We start from the raw sequence: 23757 nt of genomic DNA, 5'->3' as shown, positions 1-23757 counted from the left end.
GCCGCACGAGATGTCGTATCTGACTGTTGAGATCATACAAGATGGCGGGACTCGGCGACAAGAGTCTGCGAATCGGAAAACGGCTTTTCCCCAGGCCATTCGTGAATGTCTCGTCAAGTGAATCCATTCGGCAACGCTGACGCAGCGGCATGAATCCGCTTGCGGCGCAATTGACAGCGCCCGACCGCTTTTGCATAGTCAGCCATGTCGAGCCGCCCCTTTGGGCGGCGCTTATGTTTTTGACGGATCAGGGTCTTCCTGCGATGCGGATGACGGCGCGACGAGAGATCAGGAACTGGCTGCGACGATAACGTCGCCGTCGGGTCGCATGATGCTGGCAAGATGCCGGCTCGCGCCCAGATTGTCGTTCAAGCTCAGCGCCCTTCCGTTCTCATCCGCCCCGTCGCGAGGACCGTCTCCATGTCATCCGCCGTTCCTGTTTCCACTGCCCCGTCCGTATTGTTGCCGACCTATGCCCGCGCCCCCGTCGCCTTCGAGCGTGGCGAAGGCGCCTGGGCGATCACCAGTGACGGCACGCGCTATCTCGATTTCGGCGCCGGCATCGCCGTCAATTCGCTCGGCCACGCCCATCCGCATCTGGTCAAGGCCCTGACCGAGCAGGCGGGCAAGATCTGGCACACCTCCAACCTCTACACGATGCCCGATGGCGAGAAGCTGGCGCGCCGGCTCTGCGAGGCGACCTTCGCGGAGCGCGTCTTCTTCACCAATTCAGGCGCCGAGGCGAATGAGTGCGCCATCAAGATGGCGCGGAAGTACCATGCGGCGAAGGGCCATCCCGAGCGCTACCGCATCATCACCTTCGAGGGTGCCTTCCATGGCCGGACGCTGGCGACCATCGCCGCCGGCGGCCAGCAGAAATACATCGACGGCTTCGGCCCCAAGGTCGACGGTTTCGACCAGGTGCCGTTCGACGACGAGGCCGCGCTGAAGGCCGCGATCGGCCCCGAGACCGCAGCCCTGATGATCGAGCCGATCCAGGGCGAGGGCGGCCTGCGCTCGGTGCCGCCGCGCATGCTGCGGCGGTTGCGCGAGCTCTGCGACGAGCACGGGCTGATGCTGATCTTCGACGAGATCCAGACCGGCGTCGGCCGCACCGGCAAGTTCTTCGCCTATGAGCATGCCGGCGTGGCGCCCGACATCATGTCGATCGCCAAGGGCATCGGTGGTGGTTTCCCGATGGGCGCCTGCCTGGCGACCGAAGAGGCGGCCTCGGGCATGACGCTCGGCACGCATGGCACCACTTTTGGCGGCAACCCGCTCGCCATGGCGGTCGGCAACGCCGTGCTCGATGTCATTCTCGGCGATGGCTTCATCGAAAAGGTCGCGCAGACCAGCCTGCGGCTGCGCCAGTCGCTGGCCCAGCTCAAGGACCAGCATCCCGACGTGATCGAGGAGATTCGCGGGGAGGGGCTGATGCTCGGGCTGAAGCTGCGCACGCCGAACACCGATTTCGTTGCGGAAGCGCGCGCCGCCGGCCTGCTCGTCGTCGCCGCCGGCGACAATGTCGTACGCCTGCTGCCGCCCTTGATCATCAGCGATGCCGAGGTCTCCGAGGCGGTCTCGCGGCTCGACCAGGCCGCGCGCGGCGTTGAGGCCACGCTGAAGCGCCCCGCCGCCGAATAAGCCCTGCTCTTTTCATGACCCAAGACCTGCCATGACCCACGACGTGAAGGAAGCGCCCGTGACGCGCCATTTCCTCGACATCTCCGATTTCTCGACCAAGGAACTGCGTGCCATCCTGCGCGCCGGCGAAGAGATCAAGGCGCGCCGGCGCACTCCTGATGCGGCCGGGGATCGTCTGCTCGAGGGCAAGGTCATCGCCATGATCTTCGAGCAGCCCTCCCTGCGCACGCGCGTCTCCTTCGATGTCGGCATCCGCGAACTCGGCGGCTCGCCGATGATGGTGACCGGCCAGGAGATCGAGCTCGGCGAGCGCGAAACCATCGCCGATACGGCCCGCGTGCTCTCGCGCTATGTCGACGCGATCATGATCCGCATGCTCGACCATGACGCCGTGGTCGAGATGTCGAAATACGCCACCGTGCCGGTGATCAACGGGCTGACCAAGCGCCAGCATCCCTGCCAGGTCATGGCCGACGTCATGACCTTCGAGGAGCGCAAGGGCCCGATCAAGGGCAAGCGCATCGCCTGGACCGGCGACACCAACAATGTCCTGACCTCCTGGATCCATGCCGCGGGCCGGCTCGATTTCGAGCTTGCCATCGCGACGCCCGACGAGCTCGCCCCTCCTCCGGCGCTGCTCGACTGGGCCCGCGACCAGGGTGCGAAGCTGAAGCTGACGACGCGGCCGGAAGCGGCGGTCGAGGGCGCCGATTGCGTCATCACCGATTGCTGGGTCTCGATGGGCGACGAGGAAGGCACGCGCCACAACCTGCTGCGGCCCTACCAGGTCGATGACCGCCTGCTCGACCGCGCCGGGAAGGATGCGATCTTCATGCATTGCCTGCCGGCGAGCCGCGGCGAGGAGGTCACCGATTCCGTGATGGACGGGCCGCAATCGGCCGTGTTCGACGAGGCCGAGAACCGACTGCACGCGCAGAAGGGCATCCTGGCCTGGTGCTTCGGCGGAGTTTCCGCCTGATGGCGGCCGATGATCTGGGGGCAGGCGTCGCCCTGCTCGACGACCGGGTGGTGCCGTTCACGGTGCCCGATCTCGATGTGCGCGGTCGCGTCGTGCGGCTCGGCCCCTCGATCGACACCATTCTCGGCCGGCACGACTATCCGGAAGTCGTCGCGCGCGTGCTCGGCGAGGCGGCGGCGCTGACCGTGCTGCTCGGGACGGCGTTGAAGTTCGAGGGCCGCTTTCAGCTCCAGACCAAGAGCGACGGGCCGATCTCGATGATGGTCGTCGATTTCAACGCGCCCGACACTTATCGCGCCGTCGCGCATATCGACGAGGCCAAGCTGGAACAGGCGGTGGCCTCGGGCAATCTGAGCACCGGCGACCTGCTCGGCGAAGGCCATCTCGCCATGACGGTCGACCAGGGCTCGCAGACCACGCGCTATCAGGGCGTCGTGGCGCTGAACCGGCAGAGCCTGGAAGAGGCGGCGCACCAGTATTTCCGCCAGTCGGAGCAGATTCCCAGCCGCATCCGGCTCGGCGTCGGCAGCGTCGTCACCGGCGCGGGCCGGGAATGGCGCGCCGGCGGATTGCTGGTGCAGTTCATGCCGCATTCGCCCGATCGGCTGCGCGCTGCCGACCTGCATCCCGGCGATGCGCCCGAGGGCCATGAGATCTTGACCAGCACCGACCCGGACGGCATCAGCGACGATTCCTGGGCCGAGGCGCGCTCGCTGGTCGAGACGGTCGAGGACCATGAATTGCTCGACCCGATGCTGGAGAGCGAACGCCTGCTCTACCGGCTGTTCCATGAGCGCGGCGCGCGCGTCTTCGAGCCGGTCGTGGTGCAGGAGGCCTGCCGCTGCTCACGCGAGCGCGTGCTCGGCATGCTGCGCGGCTTCTCGGCCGAGGACCGCATGGCGATGGTCGCCGATGACGGCACGCTCGGCGTGACCTGCGAATTCTGCTCGCGGCGCTATACCTTCGAGGCGTCGGAGGTCGAGGCGGGATTGCCGGCGGCGGAATAGGGTGCGGGCCAAAGCGTCAAACGGCCCCGCGCACCCTTCAGGATGCGCACAAAGCCAGACCCGATACCCTCCCGGCGATGAGCCGGCGGGACTTTCGGCGCGCGCGATTCCTTTCCCCCTGCTGGGGGAACGTGGATCGGCGAAGCCGTGACGGATGCGCGGCCTGTCTTGGCGGCAGCTCGCGTTCGAGCGGGCGCGCTGCGGCGAGCAGGGTGAGACAAGACCGCAGCACCAGGGCAGAGATTGCGGCCATCTGTGTCGCATCGGCTCCCGGCGGTCTATTTTCCCGCGCTGAAGGTCACGACAGATCCCGGCGCAGCGCAACGGCCGTCATCCCGCGGCGCGCTTGACCCATCCGGTTCGCTCGGGCTTGTTGCGCCCGGACGGGCCGCAAGGCCGGCGGGGGTGGAAAGCGTGACGGACATAACCCGATTGGTCCGCGATATCGCCCAGGAGATGGCGGCAGCCGAGGATCGCGGCGCGGTCGCGACCTATATTCCCCCTCTGGCCATGATCGACCCCAGCCGCTTCGGGCTCTGCATCGTCACGGCGGATGGCGCGATCCATGCCGCTGGCGACGCCGAGCAGGCCTTCTCGATCCAGAGCGTCTCGAAGGTGTTCGCGCTGACGCAGGCGCTCGGCAAGGTCGGCGACACGCTCTGGCGTCGCGTCGGCCGCGAGCCCTCCGGCACGCCCTTTAACTCGATCGTCCAGCTCGAACGCGAACAGGGCATTCCGCGCAACCCCTTCATCAATGCGGGCGCGCTGGTCGTCGCCGACATCAACCTCGCCGGCCATGAGCCGCGCGTGGCCATCGGCGAATTGCTGCGCTTCGTGCGCTATCTCGCTGATGACGACATGATCACCATCGACGAGGCGGTGGCGCGCGCCGAGCAGGCGACCGGATTCCGCAATGTCGCTCTGGCCAACTATATGAAGGCCTTCGGCAACATCCAGCACGCGCCGGAGCTGACGCTGGGCGTCTATTTCCATCAATGCGCCATCGCGATGACGTGCCGGCAGCTCGCCATGGCCGGGCGCTATCTGATGCATGGCGGGCTCTACCAGCCCGGCGGTGCGCGGGTCGTCTCGGCCCAGCGGGCGCGCCGCATCAACGCGCTGATGCTGACCTGTGGCCATTACGACGCCTCGGGCGACTTCGCCTTCCGCGTCGGATTGCCGGGGAAATCGGGTGTCGGCGGCGGAATTCTGGCGATCGCGCCGGGAAAGGCCTCGATCGCGGTCTGGTCGCCCGGGCTGAACGCCAATGGCAACTCCAAGCTGGGCACGCTGGCGCTGGAACGCGTGGCCGAAGCGACGGGCTGGTCGGTTTTCAGCGCGATGAGTTGAGGCCTTCGCATGGCCTGCTCAATAGGCGATCCGTGAAACCGCCCGGAGTTCGTCCGCAGTGGCCGCGGGAAATCCGAAGAACTCCAGATAGGCCGGGATCTGCTCGAACAGCATGTCGGTGCCGATCTGGAAGGCGCAGCCACGGGCGCGGGCCGCCGCCAGGAAGGGCGTGATCTCCTGCTTCATCACGACCTCGCCGACAAAGGCCGAGGGCGCGATGCGCTCGACGTCGACCGGCAGCGGATCGCCCTCCTTCATGCCGAGCGGCGTCGCATTGACGACGATATCGTAGCCGGCGGGGTCGTTGGAGCCGACCGAGACCTCGAGCCTGGGATAATGGACCCGCAGGCGCTCGCCGAGCCCCTCCGCCATGGGAGTATAGGCGTCGAACAAGGCAAGCTCGGCGACGCCCGCCCTGGCCAGCGAGGCCGCGATGGCGGAGCCGACACCGCCCGCGCCGACCACGAGCGCGCGCGCGCCCAGGAGCGTGCGGCCCTTGCGCAGGACGCCGCGCACGAAGCCTTCGCCGTCGAACATGTCGCCGATAAGCGATCCATCGGGACCAAGGCGGATCGCGTTGCAGGCGCCCGCGACCTTCGCCGTGGTCATGACCTCGTCCAGGAGCGCGATCGTCGCGACCTTGTGCGGCATGGTGACGAGTGCGCCATGAATGTTGGAGAGCCTGAACAGCGGCTTGAGAAAGGCGGCATAATCCTGCGCCTTGCAGCCCATCGGCACGACGACGGCATCGATGCCGTGCTGCTCGAAATAGGGATTGTAGATCATCGGCGCCTTGAAGGACTCGGTCGGGTAGCCGAGATGGGCGATGAGCTTCGTCGTGCCGCGTATCATGGCGAACTGGCTTTCATGGTCTGGCTTGGCCGATGCCGGCTCCTCATCCCGTGATCGTCACGGCCGCGCCCGAGCGCGCGCTCTGGCCGATCGCGTCCAGGGTGAGGGCGATGTCGATGGATTCGGCGGGTGTCGCACCGGTCCAATAGGCGGGCCCTTGCGTCACGAGGCGCTGGAAGGATTCGGCTTCGGCCAGGAAGCCGTTGCCGGGCGCGACTTCGATGATCTCAGGCACAGCCGCGATGGTGGTTCCACGCCGCAGCGTCAGGATCGGCGGGCCGCCGGCCGGGGGATGGTTGAGGTAGCTGGTCTCGATCGTCCCGGCGTCGCCGGCGATCAGGGCGTGGCGGTGATAGGCCGTGGCGAAGCTGCAGGAGATCTGCGCCAGCGCGCCGTTCGGGAATTCCAATGACGCCACGACGCTGAGATCGACGCCGGTCTCGCTCCAGCGCGCCATGGCGCTGACGCGTTCGGGTCGTTCGCCCGCGGCCAGCAGCGCGAGGCTGACGGCATAGCTGCCGGCATCGAGCAGCGCGCCACCGCCGACCTCCGGCTTCAGGCGGATATTGCTCGGGTCGGAAAAGGCGACGCCGAAGCTGGAGCGGATCAACTGGACCTTGCCGATCGCGCCCTCCGCCAGCAAATCGCGCAGCTTCAGGGTCTGTGGCTGGGCGCGATAGGGATAGGCCTCGACGAGATGGCGTCCCAGCCGCCTCGCGGCTGCGAACATGGCGCGCGCCTCGACCGCCGTCATCGCCAGCGGCTTTTCGCAGAGCACATGCTTGCCCGCTTCCATGGCGCGGATCGACCATTCCGCATGGAGCGAATTCGGCAGCGGATTGTAGATCGCGTCGATCTCCGGATCCGCCAGCAGGGCCTCATAGGAGCCGTGCGACCGCGGGATCCCGCATTCCTGCGCGAAGCGCTGCGCCTTGCCGGCATCGCGGCTCGCAACCGCCGCGACCGTCACGGTCTTTGAAGGCGCAACCCCGCTGGTAAAGGCGCGCGCGATGTTCGCCGCGCCCAGCACGCCGATGCGCAGCGGCCGCGATCCCGTGTCATCCATCATGCATCTCCTCGGAGAGTTGAGTTGTTCGGCCGCGAGAACCGGATACTTCAGTCGATCGCGCCCGTCGCGACATGTTCGGCATGGCGCTTGCCGATCAGGCCGCCTTCTCGTCGATCAATCGCGCGACCCGCTGCAAGGCGAGCGAGTAGCCCTGCGTACCGAAGCCGGCGATGACGCCATCGGCCCGCAGCGAGACATAGGAATGGTGCCGGAAGGCCTCGCGTTTATGGACATTGGAGATGTGCACCTCGACGACCGGCGGCTCGAAGGTGTTGAGCGCATCGAGGATCGCCACCGAGGTATGGGTGAAGGCGGCCGGGTTGATGACGATGCCGCCAGCCTCCTCCCGGGCCGCGTGGATCCAGTCGATGATCTCGTATTCGCGGTTGCTCTGATGGAAGCGGAGGTCGAGCTTCAATTCGCCGGCAAGCTCGCGGCATTCGGCTTCGACATCGGCCAATGTGACATGGCCGTAGATGTGCGGCTGCCTCTTTCCGAGCAGGTTGAGATTGGGTCCGTTCAGGACATAGACGAGGCGGCTCATCATCGGCTCCGGTAGCTGGCGCGCAAAGCTCTAATGCCCACGCAGGATCTCGCCGAGAAACTGCTTGGTGCGGGCGTGGCTGGGTTTGCTGAAGAAGACCTCGGGCGGGGCCTCCTCGACGATCTCGCCTGAAGCCATGAAGATGACGCGGTCGGCGACCTGGCGGGCAAAACCCATCTCATGGGTGACGCAGATCATGGTCATGCCCTCCTCGGCGAGCGCGACCATGGTGTCGAGCACCTCCTTGACCATCTCGGGGTCGAGCGCCGAGGTCGGTTCGTCGAAGAGCATCACCTTGGGACCCATGCAGAGCGCGCGCGCAATCGCAACGCGCTGCTGCTGACCGCCCGAGAGCTGGGCCGGGTATTTGTCGGCCTGCTCGAGGATCTTGACCCGGTCGAGCAGGCGACGCGCCGTGGCTTCGGCTTCTTTCCGGCCCTGGCGCAGCGTGCGCATCGGAGCGAGCGTGCAGTTCTGCAGCACGGTCAGATGCGGAAACAGGTTGAAGTTCTGGAAGACCATGCCGACCTCGCGCCGGACGGCGTCGATCGTGCTGGAATCATCGCCGAGCGTGATGCCATCGACACGGATGGCGCCCTTCTCATAGGCTTCGAGATGGTTGATGCAGCGGATCAGGGTCGATTTACCCGACCCTGACGGCCCGCACAGGACGATCTTCTCGCCTGCGCGGACCGAGAGGTTGATGCCGGTCAGGGCCTTGAACCCGCCATACCATTTCTCGACGCTCTCCATCACGATCATGGGCGTGTCCGTGGCGGCGGGCGGGGTCGTGGCATGGTTGGTCATGACTGAGGGCTCCGGCTGCGGGAGAGGGCGTCAGCTGACGACGAAGGAGACGCCTTCAACGCTGTTGGGAAAGCTCGGCATCGGAACCTTCATCCACTTCGCATAGATCTTCGCAAGCTCGCCATTGCCCACGATCTTGTCGATGAAGGCGTTCGTCGCCGCATTGATCTCCTTCTCGCCGAGCCGCGTGCAGGCGCCGTTGTAGAGCCGGGTGAATTCGAGCTTGTCTTCGAATCCATCGGGCTTCTGCGCGTTGAGCCGCTGGACATAGAACATGTTGCCGCCGACGGCCTGGACCTGGCCCGAAAGCAGCGACTGGATGGTCGCGGCATCGTCGTCGAAGCGGCGGATCGTCGTGCCTTCTGGAGCATTCTTGGTGATCTGCGCGTCCTGGACACTGGCGCGCGGCACGCCGATGACGAGCTTGCCCATATCGGCATTGGTCTTCACCACGGTCGCCTTCGGCGCGACCAGCGTGATGTAGTTCGCGACATAGGGCTTGGAGAACTGCACCGCCTTGGCGCGCTCCGGCAGCATCGCCATGGTCGCGAACAGGATGTCGACGCGGCCGGCGGTCAGCGCGGGAATGCGGTTGGCCACGGCGAGCGGCACGAATTCGACGGTAACGCCGAGCTCCTTGGCGAACAGCTCGCCGACATCGGCGTCAAACCCTTCCTGCTTGCCGCTGGTGTTGACGAAGCCGAAGGGCGGGTTGTCGCCCTGGATGCCGATGACGAGCTTGCCCTTGCTCTTGATCTCGGCTGGCGTGATCGCCCGCGCGGGCCGGGTCAGAAGGGCGGGCGCGGCAAGGGCGACCGAAGCGCCGAGCAGCAGGTGACGGCGGTTCAGAGTCGTGCGGGTCAAGTCAGTCATGGTCTCTCTCCCTGGGTTGGCTTCTTGTGGGGTAGGCATCTTGAGTCAGGCGTGGTGGAGCGTTGTGCCGGCCCCCTTCACCGCGTGGCCGTGGCGAGGCGGCGTTCGAGCCAGGCGCCGTAGAGCGACAGCGGCCAGCACATGGCGAAGTAGAGAGCCCCGACGATGCCGAAGACGAGCAGGGGCTGGAAAATCTGGTTCGAGACGATGCTGCCGGCACGCGCCAATTCGGTGAAGCCGACGATGGCCGCCAGCGAGGTGCCCTTGATCAGTTGCACCAGGAAGCCGATCGTCGCCGGCAGCGAGATGCGGATCGCCTGCGGCAGGATGACGTCCTTCATCCGCGAGACGTAGTTCAGGCTCAATGCCTTGGCGGCCTCGGTCTGGCCGCGCGGCACCGCCTCGATCGAGCCGCGCCAGATCTCGCCGAGATAGGCGCTGGCATGCAGCGTGAAGCCGATCGCGACCGCGACCCAGGCGTCGAGCTTCAGCCCGACAAGCGCCAGCCCGTAGTAGACCACGAAAAGCTGCATCAGGAGCGGCGTGCCCTGGAACAGGCCGATATAGCTCGCTGCGACGCGCTCCAGCGGGGCGATGCCGGAGGTCCGCGCCAGCGCGACGACGAGGCCGGCAACGCCGCCGCCGACGAAGCCGATGGCCGACAGGGCCAGCGTCCATTTCAAGCCGGCGAGGAGGAAGAGGAATTCGTTGAGACCCATGACGCCCTCCCTCACTTGACCGGATAGCTGAGATAGCGCGACTGGATCAGCCCGAAGATCCGCATCAAGAGCCAGGACATGACGAGGTAGAACAGCGTCACCGCGCCATAGACCTCGAAGCTGCGGAAGCTGTCGGATTCGATCCTCTGGGCGACCGAGGTCAGTTCATAGGCCGCGATCGCCGAGGCCACGCTCGTGGTCAGGGTGAGCAGGATGAACTGGCTGGTGAGCGAGGGGTAGATCGCGCGCAGCGCCGGCTTCAGCACGATGAGGCGGAAGACCTGGGTCTTGTGCAGGCCGAGCGCGAGGCCGGCCTCGATCTGGCCCTTGCCGATCGATTGCACGCCGCCGCGGATGATCTCGATCGCATAGGCGCCGCCATTGATGCCGAGCGCGATGATCGCCGTCGGCGTCGGATCGAGCCGGATGCCGGCGAGCGGCAGGGCGAAATAGATGAAATAGATCTGGACCAGGAAGGGCGTGTTGCGGATCAGCTCGACGAAGGCGATGACGAGCCAGCGCACCTGCCTGATGCCGGAATCGCGCAGCATCACGCCGCCGACCCCGATGATGATCGCGAGGATCATGCCGCCCAGGGCCAATCCGAGCGTGCCGAGACAGGCCGCCAGCAAGCTGGGCAGCCCGTCGATGACGGGCAAGAAGTCGAGCGTGTAGTTCACGGCGTTTTCCCTGGAGCGGCCAACCTTCTGAACGGGTCGGTCCGAGCACTATATCGTCATGTCCGGCGCCTCTGATCGGGAGCCTTGGCGTGTGTCTAAAGCTCGGCGCGCATGGCGCGCGCCCTGCCTGGCAGCAATCCGCGATTCCAATTGTACGGGATAGTTCAATTGGTCAAGCAAAATTAACCGCCTGGTCCATTTACAGCCGCGCGCAGCGCGCTAGGGTCGCGACCGGTTTGGAACGTTGCGAGATGAATCGGATGGTGACCGCCCCGCCCGTGCCGGCGAAGCGCCGCAAATCGGCGAGCTGGACGCAGGATCCCGAAGGCGTGCGCCGCGACATCCTCGCGGTGGCGCGCGCCGAATTCGTGGAGAACGGCCTCAGCGGCGCTCGCGTCGACGAGATCGCGGCCAAGACCTCCAACAGCAAGCGGATGATCTACTACTATTTCGGCGACAAGGAGGGTCTCTACCGGGCCGTGCTGGAGGAGGCCTATGCCCGCATCCGCACCTTCGAGCGCAGCCTGGATCTCGCGGCCCTGCCGCCGCGCGAGGCGATCGCCACGCTGACGGGCTTCACCTTCGACTACCACGCCGACAATCCGGATTTTGTCCGCCTTGTCATGATCGAGAATATCCACCACGCCCGCCATCTCGCGACCTCCACCAAGATCAGCGTGCTGAACCTCTCGGCGATCGACATGATCCGCGAGGTCTATGAGCGCGGGCTGGCGGAAGGCGTGTTCCGGGAGGGGCTCGACCCGATCGACATCCACCTGACGATCAGCGCGCTGAGCTTCTACAACGTCTCGAACCAGGCCAGCATCCGCCAGGTCTTCGGCCACGACATGGCGGCCCCCGCGGCGCGCGAGCGCCGTCGCCGAAGCGCCATCGAGACCGTGCTGCGGATGGTCTGCCGCTGATGGGACGTGATCTGGCGCCTGTGTCATCGCCTCAGGCCGATCCAGGCAGATCGCGGACCGCCATCACCGTCATCGCTGCGTCGAAGACGGCCTGTGCATGCTCCTGCGCCGGGGCGCCGTGATTGGGCACCTCGACCGAGAGCACCGCGTCGGCCGGGAGCTCGGCCAGCAGAGTCTGCAAGGGCAGGACGCCTTGCCCCGGCAATAACCGCCCGCCGCGCGCCTCCTGGATGATCGCCTCGACCGATGCGGGCCGCCCGGCGGCTGCATCGCAAAGCTGGGCGCTCCTGATGAGCTGTCGCGGCATGTCCCGCAGATCGGCCGGACTCCCGCCGCCGCGCGCGAGATGCAGCGCATCGACGAGCACGCCGCCATTGGCGCGTTCTGCCTCCAGCACGACCCGCACTGCATCCTGTATGCTTGCCACGTGCCGCCAGGGCATGTTTTCAAGATCGACGCCCAGGCCGAAGCCGGCCGCCAGATCGCAGAGCGCGGCGAAATTGGCGACAAGCCGGCCATGCTCGGGATCGTCACCGCAGACGCTCAGCCGCTTCGCTCCGAGTTCGGCCGCGCTTTCGAGAACCTGCGCCAGACCGGCCGGCGAGAAGCTGCCGTCGATGACGACGAATTCGATATCGTGGACGCGCAGGCCCGTATTCGCGAGCAAAGCCCGCATCGAGGCCATCAGCGCGCTGCCCGGCCGGATCTCGTAGAACGGGGCGCCCGGGAAAGCCGGGTGGAGCCGCAAACCCACCGTGGCGTAGCCGATCTTCGCGGCAAGAGCGACGAAATCGAGCGGCGCGGCATCGATCGTGGTGAAATGCGCGATCCCGAGCGCTGGCGGCGAAGCGGATGTCAGCTGCATGAGGATAGCGCCCCTCTCGGTTCAGGGCTGAAGCTGGTCGGACAGGCGGGCGCGCAGATTGGTGCCGGTGCGCAGGATATGCTCGCGCAGCTTCTCGCAGGCGTAACTCCCGTCGCGCGCCACCGCGCCCTGCGCGATCTCGCTGTGTTCGGCGGCGACATTGCGATCGCCACCCTGCGCCACCAGAAAAACCCTGCGATAGCGATCGTTCAGATTATGCAGCATGGCGCAGAAATTCAGCAGCAGCGGCATGCCGCAGCCCGCGATCAGCGTCATGTGGAAGTCGCGATGGGCGTGTTCCCAGGCTTCCAGCGTCGCCGGGTCGCCTGCGACCCGCTCGGTGCGGTTGAGGCGATGGAGCGCGCGCATGACATCGCTCTCCCAGCTGAGATCGCCATGGGCGATGGCCGAGGAGAGCGCGAGGCTCTCGAACTCGACCCGTAGCCGAGTGATCTCCGCCAGATTGCTCAATGAAACCGGCGCGACCGAATAGCCCTTGTTGTCGTGCAGTTCGACGAGGCCGACCGCGATCAAGCGAGCCAGCGCCTCGCGCAATGGGCTCAGCGAGACATCGAGTTCACGCCGGACCGCGTCGAGATTGATCTTGGTTCCGGGGCGCAGCTCGCCCGACAAGATCGCCTCGCGCAGCCGGTCGACCAGACGCGATGCCTTCGTGTTCTTGCTCTCGCTTGAACCATGGGTCGGTGAGCCGGGCATGGATGCGGGTTCCTCGGAGGCGGAACTCCCACCTCTGGCAAATCCTGCCCTCGACGCCAATGCATCGGCCAACTCATCGGCGACAAAACTCATGCTGCCACCCCCTCTCGGCCATGCCGGTTCAGCCATCGCCGATAGCTATAATAATCGATTATTAATGTCAAATTCTGAACCCTGAAAAGCCAGGAGATGCGATCCGTGTCATCGGAAAGCGGCAAGGCGATCGAAATTGGCGTATGAAATAAACCATTTATCCGAAAACCTGACGAGGTGCACCTGGCGGGCACGAGCTCCGCAACTCCCGCTCGGGTCTTTCGAGTTGACAGATAATCGATTTTAATTGATGGAGGCGCGCAAGGAGGACGCCATGATCATCGAGAACCACCACGATGTGACGCGCGATGCGCTGGCGGTGATGGCGCGCACGAAAGACCCGCGGCAGCGCGAAATCCTGGCCTCGCTCGTGACCCATCTCCATGCCTTCATCCGCGACGTGCGCCTGACCGAAGTCGAGTTTCGCGAAGCGACCGCGCTCCTGAACGAGATCGGCAAGCTCGCCAGCGACAGCCATAACGAGATGGTGCTGATGGCCGGCTCGCTCGGCGTCTCCTCCCTGGTCTGCCTGCTCAACAATGGCGATGGCGGCAACACCGAAACCTCGCAATCGCTGCTCGGCCCGTTCTGGCGGTTGAACGCGCCGCGTGTCGCGAATGGCGGCACGATCATCCGCTCGGATACGCCAGGCGATCCGCTGCTGGTGACGGCCCGCGTCGTCGACCAGGCCGGCGCACCCATCGCTGGCGCCGAGGTCGATGTCTGGCACGCCTCGCCGGTCGGGCTTTACGAGAATCAGGATCCCGAACAGGCCGAGATGAACCTGCGCGGCAAATTCACCACCGATGCGGATGGCCGCTTCTGGTTCAGAACCGTGAAGATGGTCGGTTATCCGATCCCGACCGACGGCGTCGTCGGCCGGCTGCTGGCGGCGCAGGACCGGCATCCCTATCGCCCGGCGCATCTGCATGCGCTGATCGTCAAGCCGGGCTTCAAGGTGCTGATCTCGCAGGTCTACGACCCCAAGGATCCGCATATCGACACGGACGTTCAGTTCGGCGTCACCAGGGCCTTGCTCGGCGACTATGTCCGCCATGACGAGCCCCACCCGTCCGATGCCGGCATCGCCACGCCCTGGTACGCGCTGGATTACACCTATGTGATGGAGCCCGGCGAAACCGTGCTGCCGCGCCCGCCGATCAAGTAGCGAACCCGCCGCTTCATTCCGCAAGCCAGCCCGACAAGCCAGCCCGACGAGCCGCACAGGAGACCATCATGCTGACCGAAGGTGAGCGCCAGCAGGGCGCGGACGCATTGCTCCAGGCGGAGTGCACGCGCCAGGCGATCCCCCAGCTCAGCAAGACCTATCCCGGCATCGAGATCGAGGACGCCTACCGCATCCAGGGTCTCTGGGCGCAGGCGCGGATTGCCAATGGCGCCCGCATGGTCGGCCACAAGATCGGCCTGACCTCGCGCGCCATGCAGATGGCGTCGAAGATGACCGAGCCGGATTATGGCTGCATCCTCGACGACGCGCTCTACAATGACGGCGCCCGGATCAAGGCGAGCGACTTCATCAAGCCGCGCCTGGAAGTCGAACTCGCCTTCGTCATGGGGCAGGACCTGGAAGGCCCGGGCGCGCGCATCTACGACGTCATGCGCGCGACCGAGATGGTGCTGCCGGCGCTCGAGATCATCGATTACCGCACCGAGGTTCCGCGCGCGATCACCGACACCATCGCCGACAATGCCGCCTTCGGGGCGATCGTGGTCGGTGGACGGCCGATCCGCCCGATGGATGTCGATATCCGCTGGGTCGGCGCGACGCTGTCGAAGAACGGCATCATCGAGGAATCCGGCGTCTCGGCCGCGATCATGGGCCACCCTGCCGCCGGGATTGCCTGGCTCGTCGACAAATTGCACGCTGTCGGAACGGGGCTGAGGAAAGGCGAGATCGTGCTCGCCGGCTCCTTCACCCGGCCGGTCGACATTGCCGCCGGCGACGTCATCCAGGCCGATTACGGTCCGCTCGGCGCCATCGGCGTCTCGTTCAGTTGAGGTTCGCCATGGAACTCCCGCCCAATCTCTTCAAGCGCGCCCTGAACCAGGGCCGCTCGCAGATCGGCTTGTGGTGCAGCCTGCCCGGCAGCTATGCCGCCGAGGCGGTCGCGGGTTCCGGCTTCGACTGGCTCCTGCTCGACACCGAGCATTCACCCGGCGATCCGCTGACTGTGCTGGCGCAGCTTCAGGCGGTCGCGCCCTATCCGGTCTCGGCGGTGGTGCGCCCTGCCAGCAACGACGCGGTGCTGATCAAGCGCTTGCTCGATTTCGGCGCGCAGACCCTGCTGATCCCTTATGTCCAGAACGCCGAGGAGGCGCGGGCCGCGGTCTCGGCGATGCGCTACCCGCCCGACGGCATCAGGGGCGTCTCGGGCGTGACGCGGGCAACCCGCTTCGGCCGCGTCGTGGATTACGGCCGGCGCGCCCATGAAGAGCTCTGCCTGCTCGTGCAGATCGAGACCGGCGAGGCGCTCGACCAATTGGAGGCGATCGCCTCGGTCGATGGCGTCGACGGCGTCTTCATCGGCCCTGCCGATCTGGCGGCGAGCCTCGGCCATGTCGGCCAGCCCGGCCATCCGGAGGTCAAGGCAGTGATCGAGAAGGCGATCGGCCGTATCAGGGCCTGCGGCAAGCCCGCCGGCATCCTGACGCCCGACAACGCCTTCGCCGCACGCTGCATCGAGCTCGGCACCACCTTCACGGCCGTGGGCGTCGATGCGGCGATGCTGGTCCGGGCGAGCGAAGCGCTCTGCGAGCAGTTCGAGCGCCCGCCCGGCGCGCGCAGCTGAAACGGGATCGCCTCTGCCTCGCCATGAGAAGCAGCCGGTAAACCAGACTCTCCCTTTCAAAGTTCGCTCGATTCGCCGTTGGGCTCGGCAGCCCATCGGCCTGCGCATCACTGACCCGCCAACACGGATCAGTGCCTCAATCGAATGACGTCGAAAAAGTCTGACGCACCCCTTTACCGTCCCATATGTGACCAGCGGATAGCTGGCCGCCTGCGCTCTCATGCGCTCGGCGAGCGCGGGCAGTTGGCTCCTGCGCCGGGGGCTTACGAGGACAGCAGCCTTCGGCAGCCTCTTTTTGGGCGCGGACCACTGCCGGGAAACAGCGCCAGATCACCGCCTGTCTGCAGTGGAATTGAATTAGACCCGAGCTTGCGCGCCAAAACACAGCCATTTCGAATATATGGCCGCTACCCGGGTTGATCTCGCTCAATCCAAACTCAGGCCGATTACAATATTCTTGCACGAAGGTTCAAGACCGTGCGCTCGGCAGGACCGGCCGGACATGGCTGATTACTTGTCGCCAAGATCGGCTGGATTCGTGATGCACAGGAAGCGCTCGGGCGCCCGTGAAGGAGAAAGACATGAAGCCGGCTGACTGGAGCTGCGACATCACCACGCGAACGGGTTTAACATTTCACGTGCGCCCGGCTCGTCTTGAAGACGAACAGGGCTTGGCGGAGTTCTTCACCCATGTCACGCTGGAGGACCTGCGCTTCCGGTTTCTCGCCAGCGTGCGCGAAGTGAGCCATGATCGCCTCGTCGCCATGACGCATATCGACCATCGGCAGACCGAGAACTTCCTCGCCTTTGCCGAGGACGGAAAGACGATCATCGCCACAGCCATGCTGGCCTGCGATCCGGCCTTGGAGAAAGGCGAGGTGGCGATCTCGATCCGCGCCGAATACAAGCACAGGGGCGTGGGCTGGGAACTGCTTCGCCATGTTTCCAAATACGCCGAGGCGAAAGGCGTCAAGACGCTCGAGTCAGTGGAAAACCGCCAGAATCACGAGGCTATCGAGCTCGAGCGGGAGCAAGGCTTCGTTGCGGTGAGCTATCCCGACGATGCAGCCCTGGTGCTGATCCGAAAGCAACTCCACCCGTGATCTTCGGCACGACTTGCCGATCATGCCCTCGAGTTCCCTCCGGCAGGCCAGATTGAGCCGGCTGCGCTACCGGGCGCGATCTCCTTGCCGCATGGCACGGAGATCGCAGCCTTTGAGGGTGGGTCGGCCGACAGCGTAGGATAAGCGCGGCTCAGGTATCGACCGTCGCGGTCAGGGCGTTGCTCTGGATGAACTCGCGGCGCGGCTCCACGACATCGCCCATCAGCTTGACGAAGAGGTCGTCGGCCTCGTCGTTCTGGTCGTTCTTGACGCGCAGCAGCGAGCGGGCTTCGCGATCAAGCGTGGTTTCCCAGAGCTGTTCCGGGTTCATCTCGCCGAGACCTTTATAGCGCTGCAGCGAGACGCCCTTCTTGCCGATGGCGGTCACGGCGTCGAACAGGTCTGTGGGGCCGTTGACGGTATGGTCGTCGCCCTTGCGGGTGAGCAGGCCGGGCTTGGCATAGGCCTCCTGCAGCGAGGCGCTCGCCGCATCGAGCTTGCGTGCCTCTGCGCTGGCGAGCAGGCCGGCATCGATCGCTGCGACCTGCTTCACGCCGCGCACCATCCGCGAGAACAGGAAACCGCCATCGGCGACCTTGCCCTCCCAGCCGCGCTCGAGATCGTCGGAGATCGCGTCGAGACGCGCCGCGACGGCGGCCGCCTTTTCGTTGGCCTGCGCTTCGCTGTCCTCGGAGAAGGGATGAAGCGCACCGGCGATCGCCATCTGCTCGACGACGCGGCGGTCATAGCGCGAATGCAATTGCCCGAGAGTGAAGCGGATGCCGCGCGCCTCCTCGATCAGGCCGCGCAGATCGGATCCCGCCCGCTCGGCGCTGTCGCTCGTCTTGAAGACCGCGCCATCGAGCGCGGTTTCGACGAGGTAATCCTCGAGCGCGCGCTCGTCCTTGAGATAGGTCTGCGATTTGCCGCGCGCCGCCTTGTAGAGCGGCGGCTGGGCGATGAAGAGATGCCCGCGCTCGATCACCTCCGGCATCTGCCGGTAGAAGAAGGTCAAGAGCAGGGTGCGAATGTGGGAGCCGTCCACGTCCGCGTCGGTCATGATGATGATCTTGTGGTAGCGCAGCTTCTCGATATTGAACTCTTCGCGGATGCCGGCACCGAGCGCGATGATCAGCGTGCCGACCTGCTCGGAGGAGAGCATCTTGTCGACGCGGGCCCGCTCGACATTGAGGATCTTGCCGCGCAAGGGCAGCACGGCCTGGTATTCGCGGGCGCGGCCCTGCTTGGCGGAACCACCGGCCGAGTCGCCCTCGACGATGAAGAGTTCGGACTTGGCCGGATCGCGTTCCTGGCAGTCGGCGAGCTTGCCCGGGAGCGAGGCGATGTCGAGCGCGCCCTTACGGCGGGTGAGGTCGCGCGCCTTGCGGGCGGCCTCGCGCGCCGCGGCGGCTTCGGCGACCTTGCCGACGATCAGCCTGGCTTCGGGCGGGTGCTCTTCGAGCCAGGTCGAGAGCGCCTGGTTGACGACGTTCTCGACGACGGGGCGCACCTCCGAGGAGACCAGCTTGTCCTTGGTCTGCGAGGAGAATTTCGGGTCGGGCACCTTGACCGAAACGATCGCGGTCAGGCCCTCGCGGCAATCATCGCCGGTGAGCGCGACCTTCTCCTTCTTCAGGATGCCCGAGGTCTCGGCATAGCCCGTGATCTGGCGCGTCAGCGCGGCCCGGAAGCCGGCGAGATGGGTGCCGCCGTCACGCTGCGGGATGTTGTTGGTGAAGCAGAGCACGTTCTCGTGGTAGCTGTCGTTCCACCACAGCGCGACATCGACGGTGATACCGTCCTTTTCGGCCGAGAGCATCACCGGCTGGGTGATGATCGCGGTCTTGGCCCGGTCGAGATAGCGCACGAAGGCCTCGACGCCGCCCTCATACATCAACTCCTCGCGCACCACCTCGGCATGGCGGGCGTCGGTCAGGACGATGCGGACGCCCGAATTCAGGAAGGCGAGTTCGCGCAGGCGATGTTCGAGCGTCTTGTAGTCGAACTCGATCATGGTGAAGGTTTCTTGGGACGGGGTGAAGGTCACCTCCGTGCCGCGCTTGTCGCCGGCCGGCCCCACGACCGCGAGGGGCGCGACCGCATCGCCATGGCGGAACTCCATGAAATGCTCCTGGCCGCCGCGCCAGATGCGCAGCTTCAGCGAGACCGAGAGCGCGTTCACCACGGAGACGCCGACGCCGTGCAGGCCGCCCGAGACCTTGTAGGAGTTCTGGTCGAACTTACCGCCGGCATGGAGCTGGGTCATGATGACCTCGGCCGCCGAGATGCCTTCCTCGCTGTGGATATTGGTCGGGATACCGCGGCCATTATCGGTGACGGTGACCGAACCCTCGGCGTTCAGCGTGACGGTGACGAGGTCGGCGTGGCCGGCGAGCGCCTCGTCGATCGCGTTATCGACCACCTCATAGACCATGTGATGCAGGCCCGAGCCGTCATCGGTGTCGCCGATATACATGCCGGGGCGCTTGCGCACCGCATCCAAGCCTTTGAGAACCTTGATAGAATCTGCGCCATAGGCGGCATCTTCAAGGTCGCGGGCTGCATTGCTCATGTCGTGGTCCTTCGGCGGAGGCGCGGGCATCCGCGATCGTCTTGATTCGTATGGCTGAATATAGGGTGTAATGACGGCTTTTTCACGCGTGTACGCGTGCGTGCGCGAGTCGGGCTTGGATCAGCCCGCAAACCCCGCGATCGCCTCCAGGAAGGCCTCGCCATATTGCGCGAGCTTGCGCTCGCCGACGCCTTCGATCGCGCGCATCGCCTCCAGGCCGAGCGGCCGCTCGCGCGCCATCGCGATCAGGGTGCGGTCGGTGAAGATGATGTAGGCCGCGACACCCTCCTCGCGGGCGATCGACAGACGCAGCTGCCTGAGATGCTCGAACAGCCCGGCCGTGCCCTCGTCGAGCCCGTCGGCGCGGGCCGCCTCGCGCCCGGCGCGACGCGTCCGGCGATCGGCATGGAGATCGGCCCGAAGCGCGATCGCCTCGCGGCCGAACAGGATATCCTCGCCCCTCGGGGTCAGGCAGAAGCCGCCATGCTCGACGCTGGCCTCGGCCAGGGCGCCGGCGGCGAAGAGTTTTCGCGTCAATGCGGTCCAGGCGCTCTTGGGCTTGTCCTGGCCGACACCGAAGGTCTTCAGCCCATCATGGTTCTGGCGGCGGATGGTCTCGGACATGGTGCCGGTCAGGATGTCGGCGAGATGGCCTGCGCCGAAGCGCTGGCCCGAGCGCGCCACCGCCGAGAGCAGCTTTCGCGCATCGAGCGTGGCGTCGGTCAACTCGGCTTCGCCGCCGCAGAGATCGCAGCGGATCGGCGCGTTGCCATGCCGGCAGGTCTGCGTCTCCTCGCCGAAATAGGCGAGCAGCGCGCTCCTGCGGCAAAGTGCGGATTCGCACAGGTCGATCATGGCGTTCAGGCGCTTGTGCTCGATCCGGCGGCGCTCGTCCTCGACCGCCTTCTCCTCGATCTGGCGGCGGCGCAGCGCCATGTCCTCGATGCCGTAGAGGGTCAGCGTGTCGGCAGGCAGGCCATCGCGGCCGGCGCGGCCGATCTCCTGGTAATAGCCCTCGATCGAGCCCGGCATGTCGGCATGGACGACGAAGCGGACATCGGGCTTGTTGATGCCCATGCCGAAGGCGATGGTGGCGCAGACGACGACGCCGTCCTCCTGCAGGAAGATGTCCTGATTGCGGTTGCGCAGGCCCTGCTCCATGCCCGCATGATAGGGCAGCGCATTGTAGCCCTTCTCGCGCAGGCCCTCGCTCAAGCGCTCGGTGCGGCCGCGCGAGGAGCAGTAGACGATGCCGCTGCCGCCACGATGGCGCGTCAGGAACTCGGCGATCTGGCGCTTGGGCTGGTCCTTGGGCGCGAAGGCGAGCTTCAGATTCGGGCGGTCGAAGGAGTGGACGACGCTGTGCGGGGGCCTGGGAAAGAGCTGCTGGGCGATGTCCTCGCGCGTCTGCCGGTCGGCGGTCGCGGTCAGGGCCGTCACCGGCACGCCGCCCAGAGCCTCGCGCGCCTTGGCGAGAAGGCGATATTCAGGGCGGAAATCATGGCCCCATTGCGAGACGCAATGCGCCTCGTCGATGGCGAGCCGGGTCACGCCGAGCCGGCGCAGGCGCGAGACCAGCCCCTCGCCCGCCAAGCGCTCCGGCGAAACGAAGAGCAGGCGCAATTCGCCGGCATTGAGCTTGCCCCAGGCTTCAGTGGCTTCCGTTTCGCTGTTCATCGAGTTGAGCGAGGCGGCGGCGACGCCGGCCCGCGTCAATTGCCCGACCTGGTCGCGCATCAGCGCGATCAATGGCGAGACCACCAGCGTCAGACCACCCGCGACCAGCGCCGGGAGCTGATAGCACATCGATTTGCCCGAGCCCGTCGGCATCACGGCGAAGACGTCTTCGCCGGCAAGGGCGGCCGCGATCACCTCCCATTGGCCGGGACGGAATTCGTCATAGCCGAAGACGGATTTGAGGATCGCGCGGGCGTCTGATTCGCGGGATTGCGGCATGACGAGTGGTGTGCCCGACCGCCGCGCGGATTGCCAGCCTCAGGACAGCCCGGCCAACAGATGAAGCGCGGCGGCCAGGGCGAAGGCCGCATGGAACAGCGCGAAGCCGAGATCGAGCAAGGCCGCCGCCAGCAGCAGCACGGAGGTTCAGCCGCGCATGGCAATGGCGGCGGCGGCCCCCGCCATGACGCCGCCGGTCAATCGGTTGATCCTGCGCAGCGCGCGTGGGCTCGCCACCAGCCGCCGCGCCCGATCGGCCGCATAGGCGTAGGCGATCAGGGTCGAACCGATGATCGCCGTGATCAGCGCCGCGATCTCAGCGAAGGCGAGCGGCGTCAGGGCGGAGAGGTCGACGACCAGCGGCAGGATCGACAGGAAGAAGACGATGACTTTGGGATTGCCCATCGTCAGCGTGATGCCGCCCAGGAACAGGCGCCAGCCTTCGCCGCGCGCCGCCGGAGCCTGCTCCAGCGCTCCCGCGGGCGCTCTCCACAGCCTGAAGGCGAGATAGAGCAGATAGGCGCAGCCGGCATATTTGATCGCGACGAACAGCCCGTGGAAGCTCTGCATCAGCACGGCGAGCCCGAGCGCGGTCAGCGAGAGCCAGATCAGATCGCCCGCGACGATGCCGGCCGCGAAAGGCAGCGAGCGGCGAAAGCCGGTGGCGAGCGAGCGCGCCACCAGCGCCGCAATGCTCGGCCCCGGCGAGGCGACGGCGAGGAAATAGACACCGGCGAAAATCAGAAGGCTGGAAAAATCCATGGGCGCGCGACCGCTTATCGTGATGGCGCCCCGAGGTTAGCAGCCTTGCCGCATCCGGTCCCATCGCATTGCGTGGTCTGATCGATCAGACCGCTTCGCGTACGACCGCGTGATGCCTGTCGGCGCGCACCTGCGCGACCTCGCCAAGGAAGACGGCGATCGAGCTTTCGAGTTCCTGGGCCAGCCGGGAGGTTGCCTTTATGCGTTCGTCGGTGTGGTAAGCGAGCGCCGCAGCCTCTCCGGCAAGCCCCTCGATCAGCGCCGCATGGCGGGCGATTGCATCGACCCCGAGCGACGAGGCTTCGGCCTGGGCGGCGATGGCTTCGATGCGCCCGGCCTGACCGGCCGCGGATTCGGCCACAAGGCGGGCGCTGGCCTGCATCGCTTGCATGGTGCTGCCGAGCTGGGCAACGGCTTCATCGATGGCGAGACTCGCATTGACCACTTCGTCGATGCCCTGACGAATGGTCTCCGTGGCGCTGTTGGTCGCCGTCGCGAGGGATTTCACCTCGGCGGCGACAACCGCAAAGCCGCGCCCGGCCTCGCCCGCGCGGGCGGCCTCGATGGTGGCATTGAGCGCCAGCAAATTGGTTTGCGCCGCGAGATTACGGATCAGTTCGACCACGCTGCCGATACGGCCATTGGCCTGCCGGAGCATGGCGACATTGCTGGCGATCCCCTCGCAGTCCGCCCCAGCCTCATCCGCGGCCTGGCTGGAGGTTGCGGTCTCGACGGTGATCTCGGCGCAGGACGCGCCGAAGGCACGCGTGGCGGAGACGATCTCGGCTACGGAGGCCGCCACCTGCTCGGGCTTGCGCTGGGTCTCGGCCACCGCCGACAGGGTTTCACCGGCCTTGGCCGACAGCTCGCTGGAGAACCCGGAAATGTCGCCCATGCTGACCTCGATCGCCGAGATGCGCTCGGCGATGCCGCTGCGAAATGCCTGTTCGACCAGCTTGAGGCGCTCGCCCGTCTGCAGGTCGATCGCCTCGTCGAAACGGGCGATCGAATAGGCAATGTCGGTCAGCATCAATTTGCAGAACACGCGCAGCGCCTCGTCGACCGGCCCCCAGCGCCGCTTCCAGCGCGCGAAAATGACTGACAGGAAGTTGGAGAAATCCTCAAGGAAGAACAGCGGATAGTCCGCCAAGGTGATGTCGTGCTGGTTGGCCCGGCTGACGATGCGCCGCTTGGCGGCAATGTAATCGGCATCGAATTGCAGGGCGAAAAGCAGCCGGTATTTGGCCTGCTCGTCACGATGGAGCTGGCGATCCTGGTTAAGCTTGTCGCGGCCGAAGGTCGAACTGTAGAGCTTCTCGATCGAGGCATCGAAATACGGTGCGAGGAGCGCGAGCAGACGGCTCGCAATCTCCTTCTCCGACGCAGAGAACATGTTCGGGGATGGCTGCATGGGCCATGACATTAGCGCCGA

Annotated in this window: 22 protein-coding genes; 9 read left to right on the top strand and 13 right to left on the bottom strand. The window is 66.0% G+C overall.

Features of this window, described 5'->3' with window-relative positions; genetic code table 11:
- Positions 1 to 420 precede the first annotated feature (420 nt).
- The 4 genes from CYD53_RS16410 (at position 421) to CYD53_RS16395 (ending at position 4980) form a co-directional block, all read left to right on the top strand.
- A complete protein-coding gene (locus CYD53_RS16410) occupies positions 421 to 1644 on the top strand; it encodes an aspartate aminotransferase family protein (RefSeq protein ID WP_103719161.1) in 1224 nt (407 codons plus the stop codon).
- Positions 1645 to 1675: 31 nt separating this feature from the next.
- The gene (argF, locus tag CYD53_RS16405) at positions 1676 to 2623 is read left to right on the top strand and encodes an ornithine carbamoyltransferase (RefSeq protein WP_103719160.1); all 948 of its coding nucleotides are present in this window, start codon (positions 1676 to 1678) and stop codon (positions 2621 to 2623) included.
- Positions 2623 to 3630 (top strand): Hsp33 family molecular chaperone, encoded by a 1008-nt coding sequence (locus tag CYD53_RS16400; RefSeq protein WP_103719159.1) that lies wholly within the window; start codon positions 2623 to 2625, stop codon positions 3628 to 3630. Before argF ends, CYD53_RS16400 begins: the two co-directional genes overlap by 1 nt.
- 414 nt (positions 3631 to 4044) lie before the next feature.
- Positions 4045 to 4980 carry a glutaminase gene (locus CYD53_RS16395; RefSeq protein ID WP_103719281.1) on the top strand — a complete coding sequence of 312 codons (936 nt, stop codon included), beginning with the start codon at positions 4045 to 4047 and terminating at the stop codon, positions 4978 to 4980.
- Positions 4981 to 4998: 18 nt separating this feature from the next.
- On the opposite strand, the gene CYD53_RS16390 is transcribed toward CYD53_RS16395, so the two are convergent.
- The 7 genes from CYD53_RS16390 to CYD53_RS16360 form a co-directional block, all read right to left on the bottom strand.
- A complete protein-coding gene (locus CYD53_RS16390; RefSeq protein WP_103719158.1) occupies positions 4999 to 5832 on the bottom strand; it encodes a shikimate dehydrogenase family protein in 834 nt (277 codons plus the stop codon).
- A 43-nt stretch (positions 5833 to 5875) separates the two neighbouring features.
- Entirely contained in the window at positions 5876 to 6898 is a 1023-nt protein-coding gene (locus tag CYD53_RS16385; RefSeq protein ID WP_210202359.1) for a Gfo/Idh/MocA family protein, read from the bottom strand.
- Between the two features lie 97 nt (positions 6899 to 6995).
- A complete protein-coding gene (gene aroQ, locus CYD53_RS16380; protein WP_103719280.1) occupies positions 6996 to 7445 on the bottom strand; it encodes a type II 3-dehydroquinate dehydratase in 450 nt (149 codons plus the stop codon).
- Between the two features lie 30 nt (positions 7446 to 7475).
- On the bottom strand, positions 7476 to 8252 hold the full coding sequence (locus CYD53_RS16375; RefSeq protein WP_425428309.1) for an amino acid ABC transporter ATP-binding protein: 777 nt from the start codon (positions 8250 to 8252) through the stop codon (positions 7476 to 7478).
- Between the two features lie 30 nt (positions 8253 to 8282).
- The gene (locus CYD53_RS16370; protein WP_103719278.1) at positions 8283 to 9116 is read right to left on the bottom strand and encodes a transporter substrate-binding domain-containing protein; all 834 of its coding nucleotides are present in this window, start codon (positions 9114 to 9116) and stop codon (positions 8283 to 8285) included.
- A gap of 86 nt (positions 9117 to 9202) precedes the next feature.
- A complete protein-coding gene (locus CYD53_RS16365) occupies positions 9203 to 9844 on the bottom strand; it encodes an amino acid ABC transporter permease (RefSeq protein ID WP_103719156.1) in 642 nt (213 codons plus the stop codon).
- Positions 9845 to 9855: 11 nt separating this feature from the next.
- Positions 9856 to 10524 (bottom strand): amino acid ABC transporter permease, encoded by a 669-nt coding sequence (locus CYD53_RS16360; protein WP_103719155.1) that lies wholly within the window; start codon positions 10522 to 10524, stop codon positions 9856 to 9858.
- 251 nt (positions 10525 to 10775) lie between these two features.
- On the opposite strand from CYD53_RS16360, the gene CYD53_RS16355 reads away from it, so the two are divergent.
- Positions 10776 to 11447 carry a TetR/AcrR family transcriptional regulator gene (locus tag CYD53_RS16355; protein ID WP_342751711.1) on the top strand — a complete coding sequence of 224 codons (672 nt, stop codon included), beginning with the start codon at positions 10776 to 10778 and terminating at the stop codon, positions 11445 to 11447.
- A gap of 31 nt (positions 11448 to 11478) precedes the next feature.
- On the opposite strand, the gene CYD53_RS16350 is transcribed toward CYD53_RS16355, so the two are convergent.
- Complete coding sequence (locus tag CYD53_RS16350) at positions 11479 to 12312, bottom strand: sugar phosphate isomerase/epimerase family protein (protein ID WP_103719154.1); 834 nt, start codon at positions 12310 to 12312, stop codon at positions 11479 to 11481.
- Between the two features lie 21 nt (positions 12313 to 12333).
- Positions 12334 to 13029 (bottom strand): GntR family transcriptional regulator, encoded by a 696-nt coding sequence (locus tag CYD53_RS16345; RefSeq protein WP_103719153.1) that lies wholly within the window; start codon positions 13027 to 13029, stop codon positions 12334 to 12336.
- A gap of 367 nt (positions 13030 to 13396) precedes the next feature.
- On the opposite strand from CYD53_RS16345, the gene CYD53_RS16340 reads away from it, so the two are divergent.
- The 4 genes from CYD53_RS16340 (at position 13397) to CYD53_RS16325 (ending at position 17035) form a co-directional block, all read left to right on the top strand.
- Positions 13397 to 14290: a dioxygenase family protein gene (locus tag CYD53_RS16340; protein ID WP_103719276.1), complete on the top strand. Its 894-nt coding sequence runs from the start codon at positions 13397 to 13399 to the stop codon at positions 14288 to 14290.
- 68 nt (positions 14291 to 14358) lie between these two features.
- On the top strand, positions 14359 to 15141 hold the full coding sequence (gene hpaH, locus CYD53_RS16335; RefSeq protein WP_103719152.1) for a 2-oxo-hept-4-ene-1,7-dioate hydratase: 783 nt from the start codon (positions 14359 to 14361) through the stop codon (positions 15139 to 15141).
- An 8-nt stretch (positions 15142 to 15149) separates the two neighbouring features.
- Positions 15150 to 15932: a 4-hydroxy-2-oxoheptanedioate aldolase gene (gene hpaI, locus CYD53_RS16330; protein WP_103719151.1), complete on the top strand. Its 783-nt coding sequence runs from the start codon at positions 15150 to 15152 to the stop codon at positions 15930 to 15932.
- A gap of 581 nt (positions 15933 to 16513) precedes the next feature.
- Entirely contained in the window at positions 16514 to 17035 is a 522-nt protein-coding gene (locus CYD53_RS16325; RefSeq protein ID WP_103719150.1) for a GNAT family N-acetyltransferase, read from the top strand.
- Between the two features lie 151 nt (positions 17036 to 17186).
- Here CYD53_RS16325 and gyrB read toward each other — a convergent pair whose 3' ends face one another.
- From gyrB to CYD53_RS16305, 4 genes are all read right to left on the bottom strand, one after another.
- The gene (gyrB, locus tag CYD53_RS16320; RefSeq protein WP_103719275.1) at positions 17187 to 19607 is read right to left on the bottom strand and encodes a DNA topoisomerase (ATP-hydrolyzing) subunit B; all 2421 of its coding nucleotides are present in this window, start codon (positions 19605 to 19607) and stop codon (positions 17187 to 17189) included.
- A 120-nt stretch (positions 19608 to 19727) separates the two neighbouring features.
- Positions 19728 to 21563, bottom strand: a complete 1836-nt coding sequence (gene recQ / locus CYD53_RS16315; RefSeq protein WP_103719149.1) for a DNA helicase RecQ — start codon at positions 21561 to 21563, stop codon at positions 19728 to 19730.
- 147 nt (positions 21564 to 21710) lie between these two features.
- Positions 21711 to 22325 carry a LysE family translocator gene (locus CYD53_RS16310; RefSeq protein ID WP_103719148.1) on the bottom strand — a complete coding sequence of 205 codons (615 nt, stop codon included), beginning with the start codon at positions 22323 to 22325 and terminating at the stop codon, positions 21711 to 21713.
- Between the two features lie 85 nt (positions 22326 to 22410).
- Positions 22411 to 23736 (bottom strand): methyl-accepting chemotaxis protein, encoded by a 1326-nt coding sequence (locus tag CYD53_RS16305; RefSeq protein WP_210202358.1) that lies wholly within the window; start codon positions 23734 to 23736, stop codon positions 22411 to 22413.
- Positions 23737 to 23757 lie beyond the last annotated feature (21 nt).

The sequence above is a fragment of the Allobosea psychrotolerans genome (assembly GCF_002917105.1).
GTDB lineage: Bacteria > Pseudomonadota > Alphaproteobacteria > Rhizobiales > Beijerinckiaceae > Allobosea > Allobosea psychrotolerans.
Note: the sequence above shows the minus strand (reverse complement) of the source record. Positions and strands in the feature narration are given on the sequence as shown.

Bases quoted from the DNA above. Each gene is read 5' to 3' on its own strand.
- hpaI (WP_103719151.1), top strand. From the start codon at position 15,150: ATGGAACTCCCGCCCAATCTCTTCAAGCGCGCCCTGAACCAGGGCCGC.
- CYD53_RS16325 (WP_103719150.1), top strand. From the start codon at position 16,514: ATGAAGCCGGCTGACTGGAGCTGCGACATCACCACGCGAACGGGTTTA.
- CYD53_RS16385 (WP_210202359.1), bottom strand. From the start codon at position 6,898: ATGGATGACACGGGATCGCGGCCGCTGCGCATCGGCGTGCTGGGCGCG.
- CYD53_RS16410 (WP_103719161.1), top strand. From the start codon at position 421: ATGTCATCCGCCGTTCCTGTTTCCACTGCCCCGTCCGTATTGTTGCCG.
- aroQ (WP_103719280.1), bottom strand. From the start codon at position 7,445: ATGAGCCGCCTCGTCTATGTCCTGAACGGACCCAATCTCAACCTGCTC.
- CYD53_RS16340 (WP_103719276.1), top strand. From the start codon at position 13,397: ATGATCATCGAGAACCACCACGATGTGACGCGCGATGCGCTGGCGGTG.
- CYD53_RS16365 (WP_103719156.1), bottom strand. From the start codon at position 9,844: ATGGGTCTCAACGAATTCCTCTTCCTCCTCGCCGGCTTGAAATGGACG.
- CYD53_RS16375 (WP_425428309.1), bottom strand. From the start codon at position 8,252: ATGACCAACCATGCCACGACCCCGCCCGCCGCCACGGACACGCCCATG.
- CYD53_RS16400 (WP_103719159.1), top strand. From the start codon at position 2,623: ATGGCGGCCGATGATCTGGGGGCAGGCGTCGCCCTGCTCGACGACCGG.
- gyrB (WP_103719275.1), bottom strand. From the start codon at position 19,607: ATGAGCAATGCAGCCCGCGACCTTGAAGATGCCGCCTATGGCGCAGAT.
- hpaH (WP_103719152.1), top strand. From the start codon at position 14,359: ATGCTGACCGAAGGTGAGCGCCAGCAGGGCGCGGACGCATTGCTCCAG.
- CYD53_RS16390 (WP_103719158.1), bottom strand. From the start codon at position 5,832: ATGATACGCGGCACGACGAAGCTCATCGCCCATCTCGGCTACCCGACC.
- CYD53_RS16305 (WP_210202358.1), bottom strand. From the start codon at position 23,736: ATGCAGCCATCCCCGAACATGTTCTCTGCGTCGGAGAAGGAGATTGCG.
- recQ (WP_103719149.1), bottom strand. From the start codon at position 21,563: ATGCCGCAATCCCGCGAATCAGACGCCCGCGCGATCCTCAAATCCGTC.
- CYD53_RS16355 (WP_342751711.1), top strand. From the start codon at position 10,776: ATGAATCGGATGGTGACCGCCCCGCCCGTGCCGGCGAAGCGCCGCAAA.
- CYD53_RS16345 (WP_103719153.1), bottom strand. From the start codon at position 13,029: ATGCCCGGCTCACCGACCCATGGTTCAAGCGAGAGCAAGAACACGAAG.
- argF (WP_103719160.1), top strand. From the start codon at position 1,676: ATGACCCACGACGTGAAGGAAGCGCCCGTGACGCGCCATTTCCTCGAC.
- CYD53_RS16310 (WP_103719148.1), bottom strand. From the start codon at position 22,325: ATGGATTTTTCCAGCCTTCTGATTTTCGCCGGTGTCTATTTCCTCGCC.
- CYD53_RS16350 (WP_103719154.1), bottom strand. From the start codon at position 12,312: ATGCAGCTGACATCCGCTTCGCCGCCAGCGCTCGGGATCGCGCATTTC.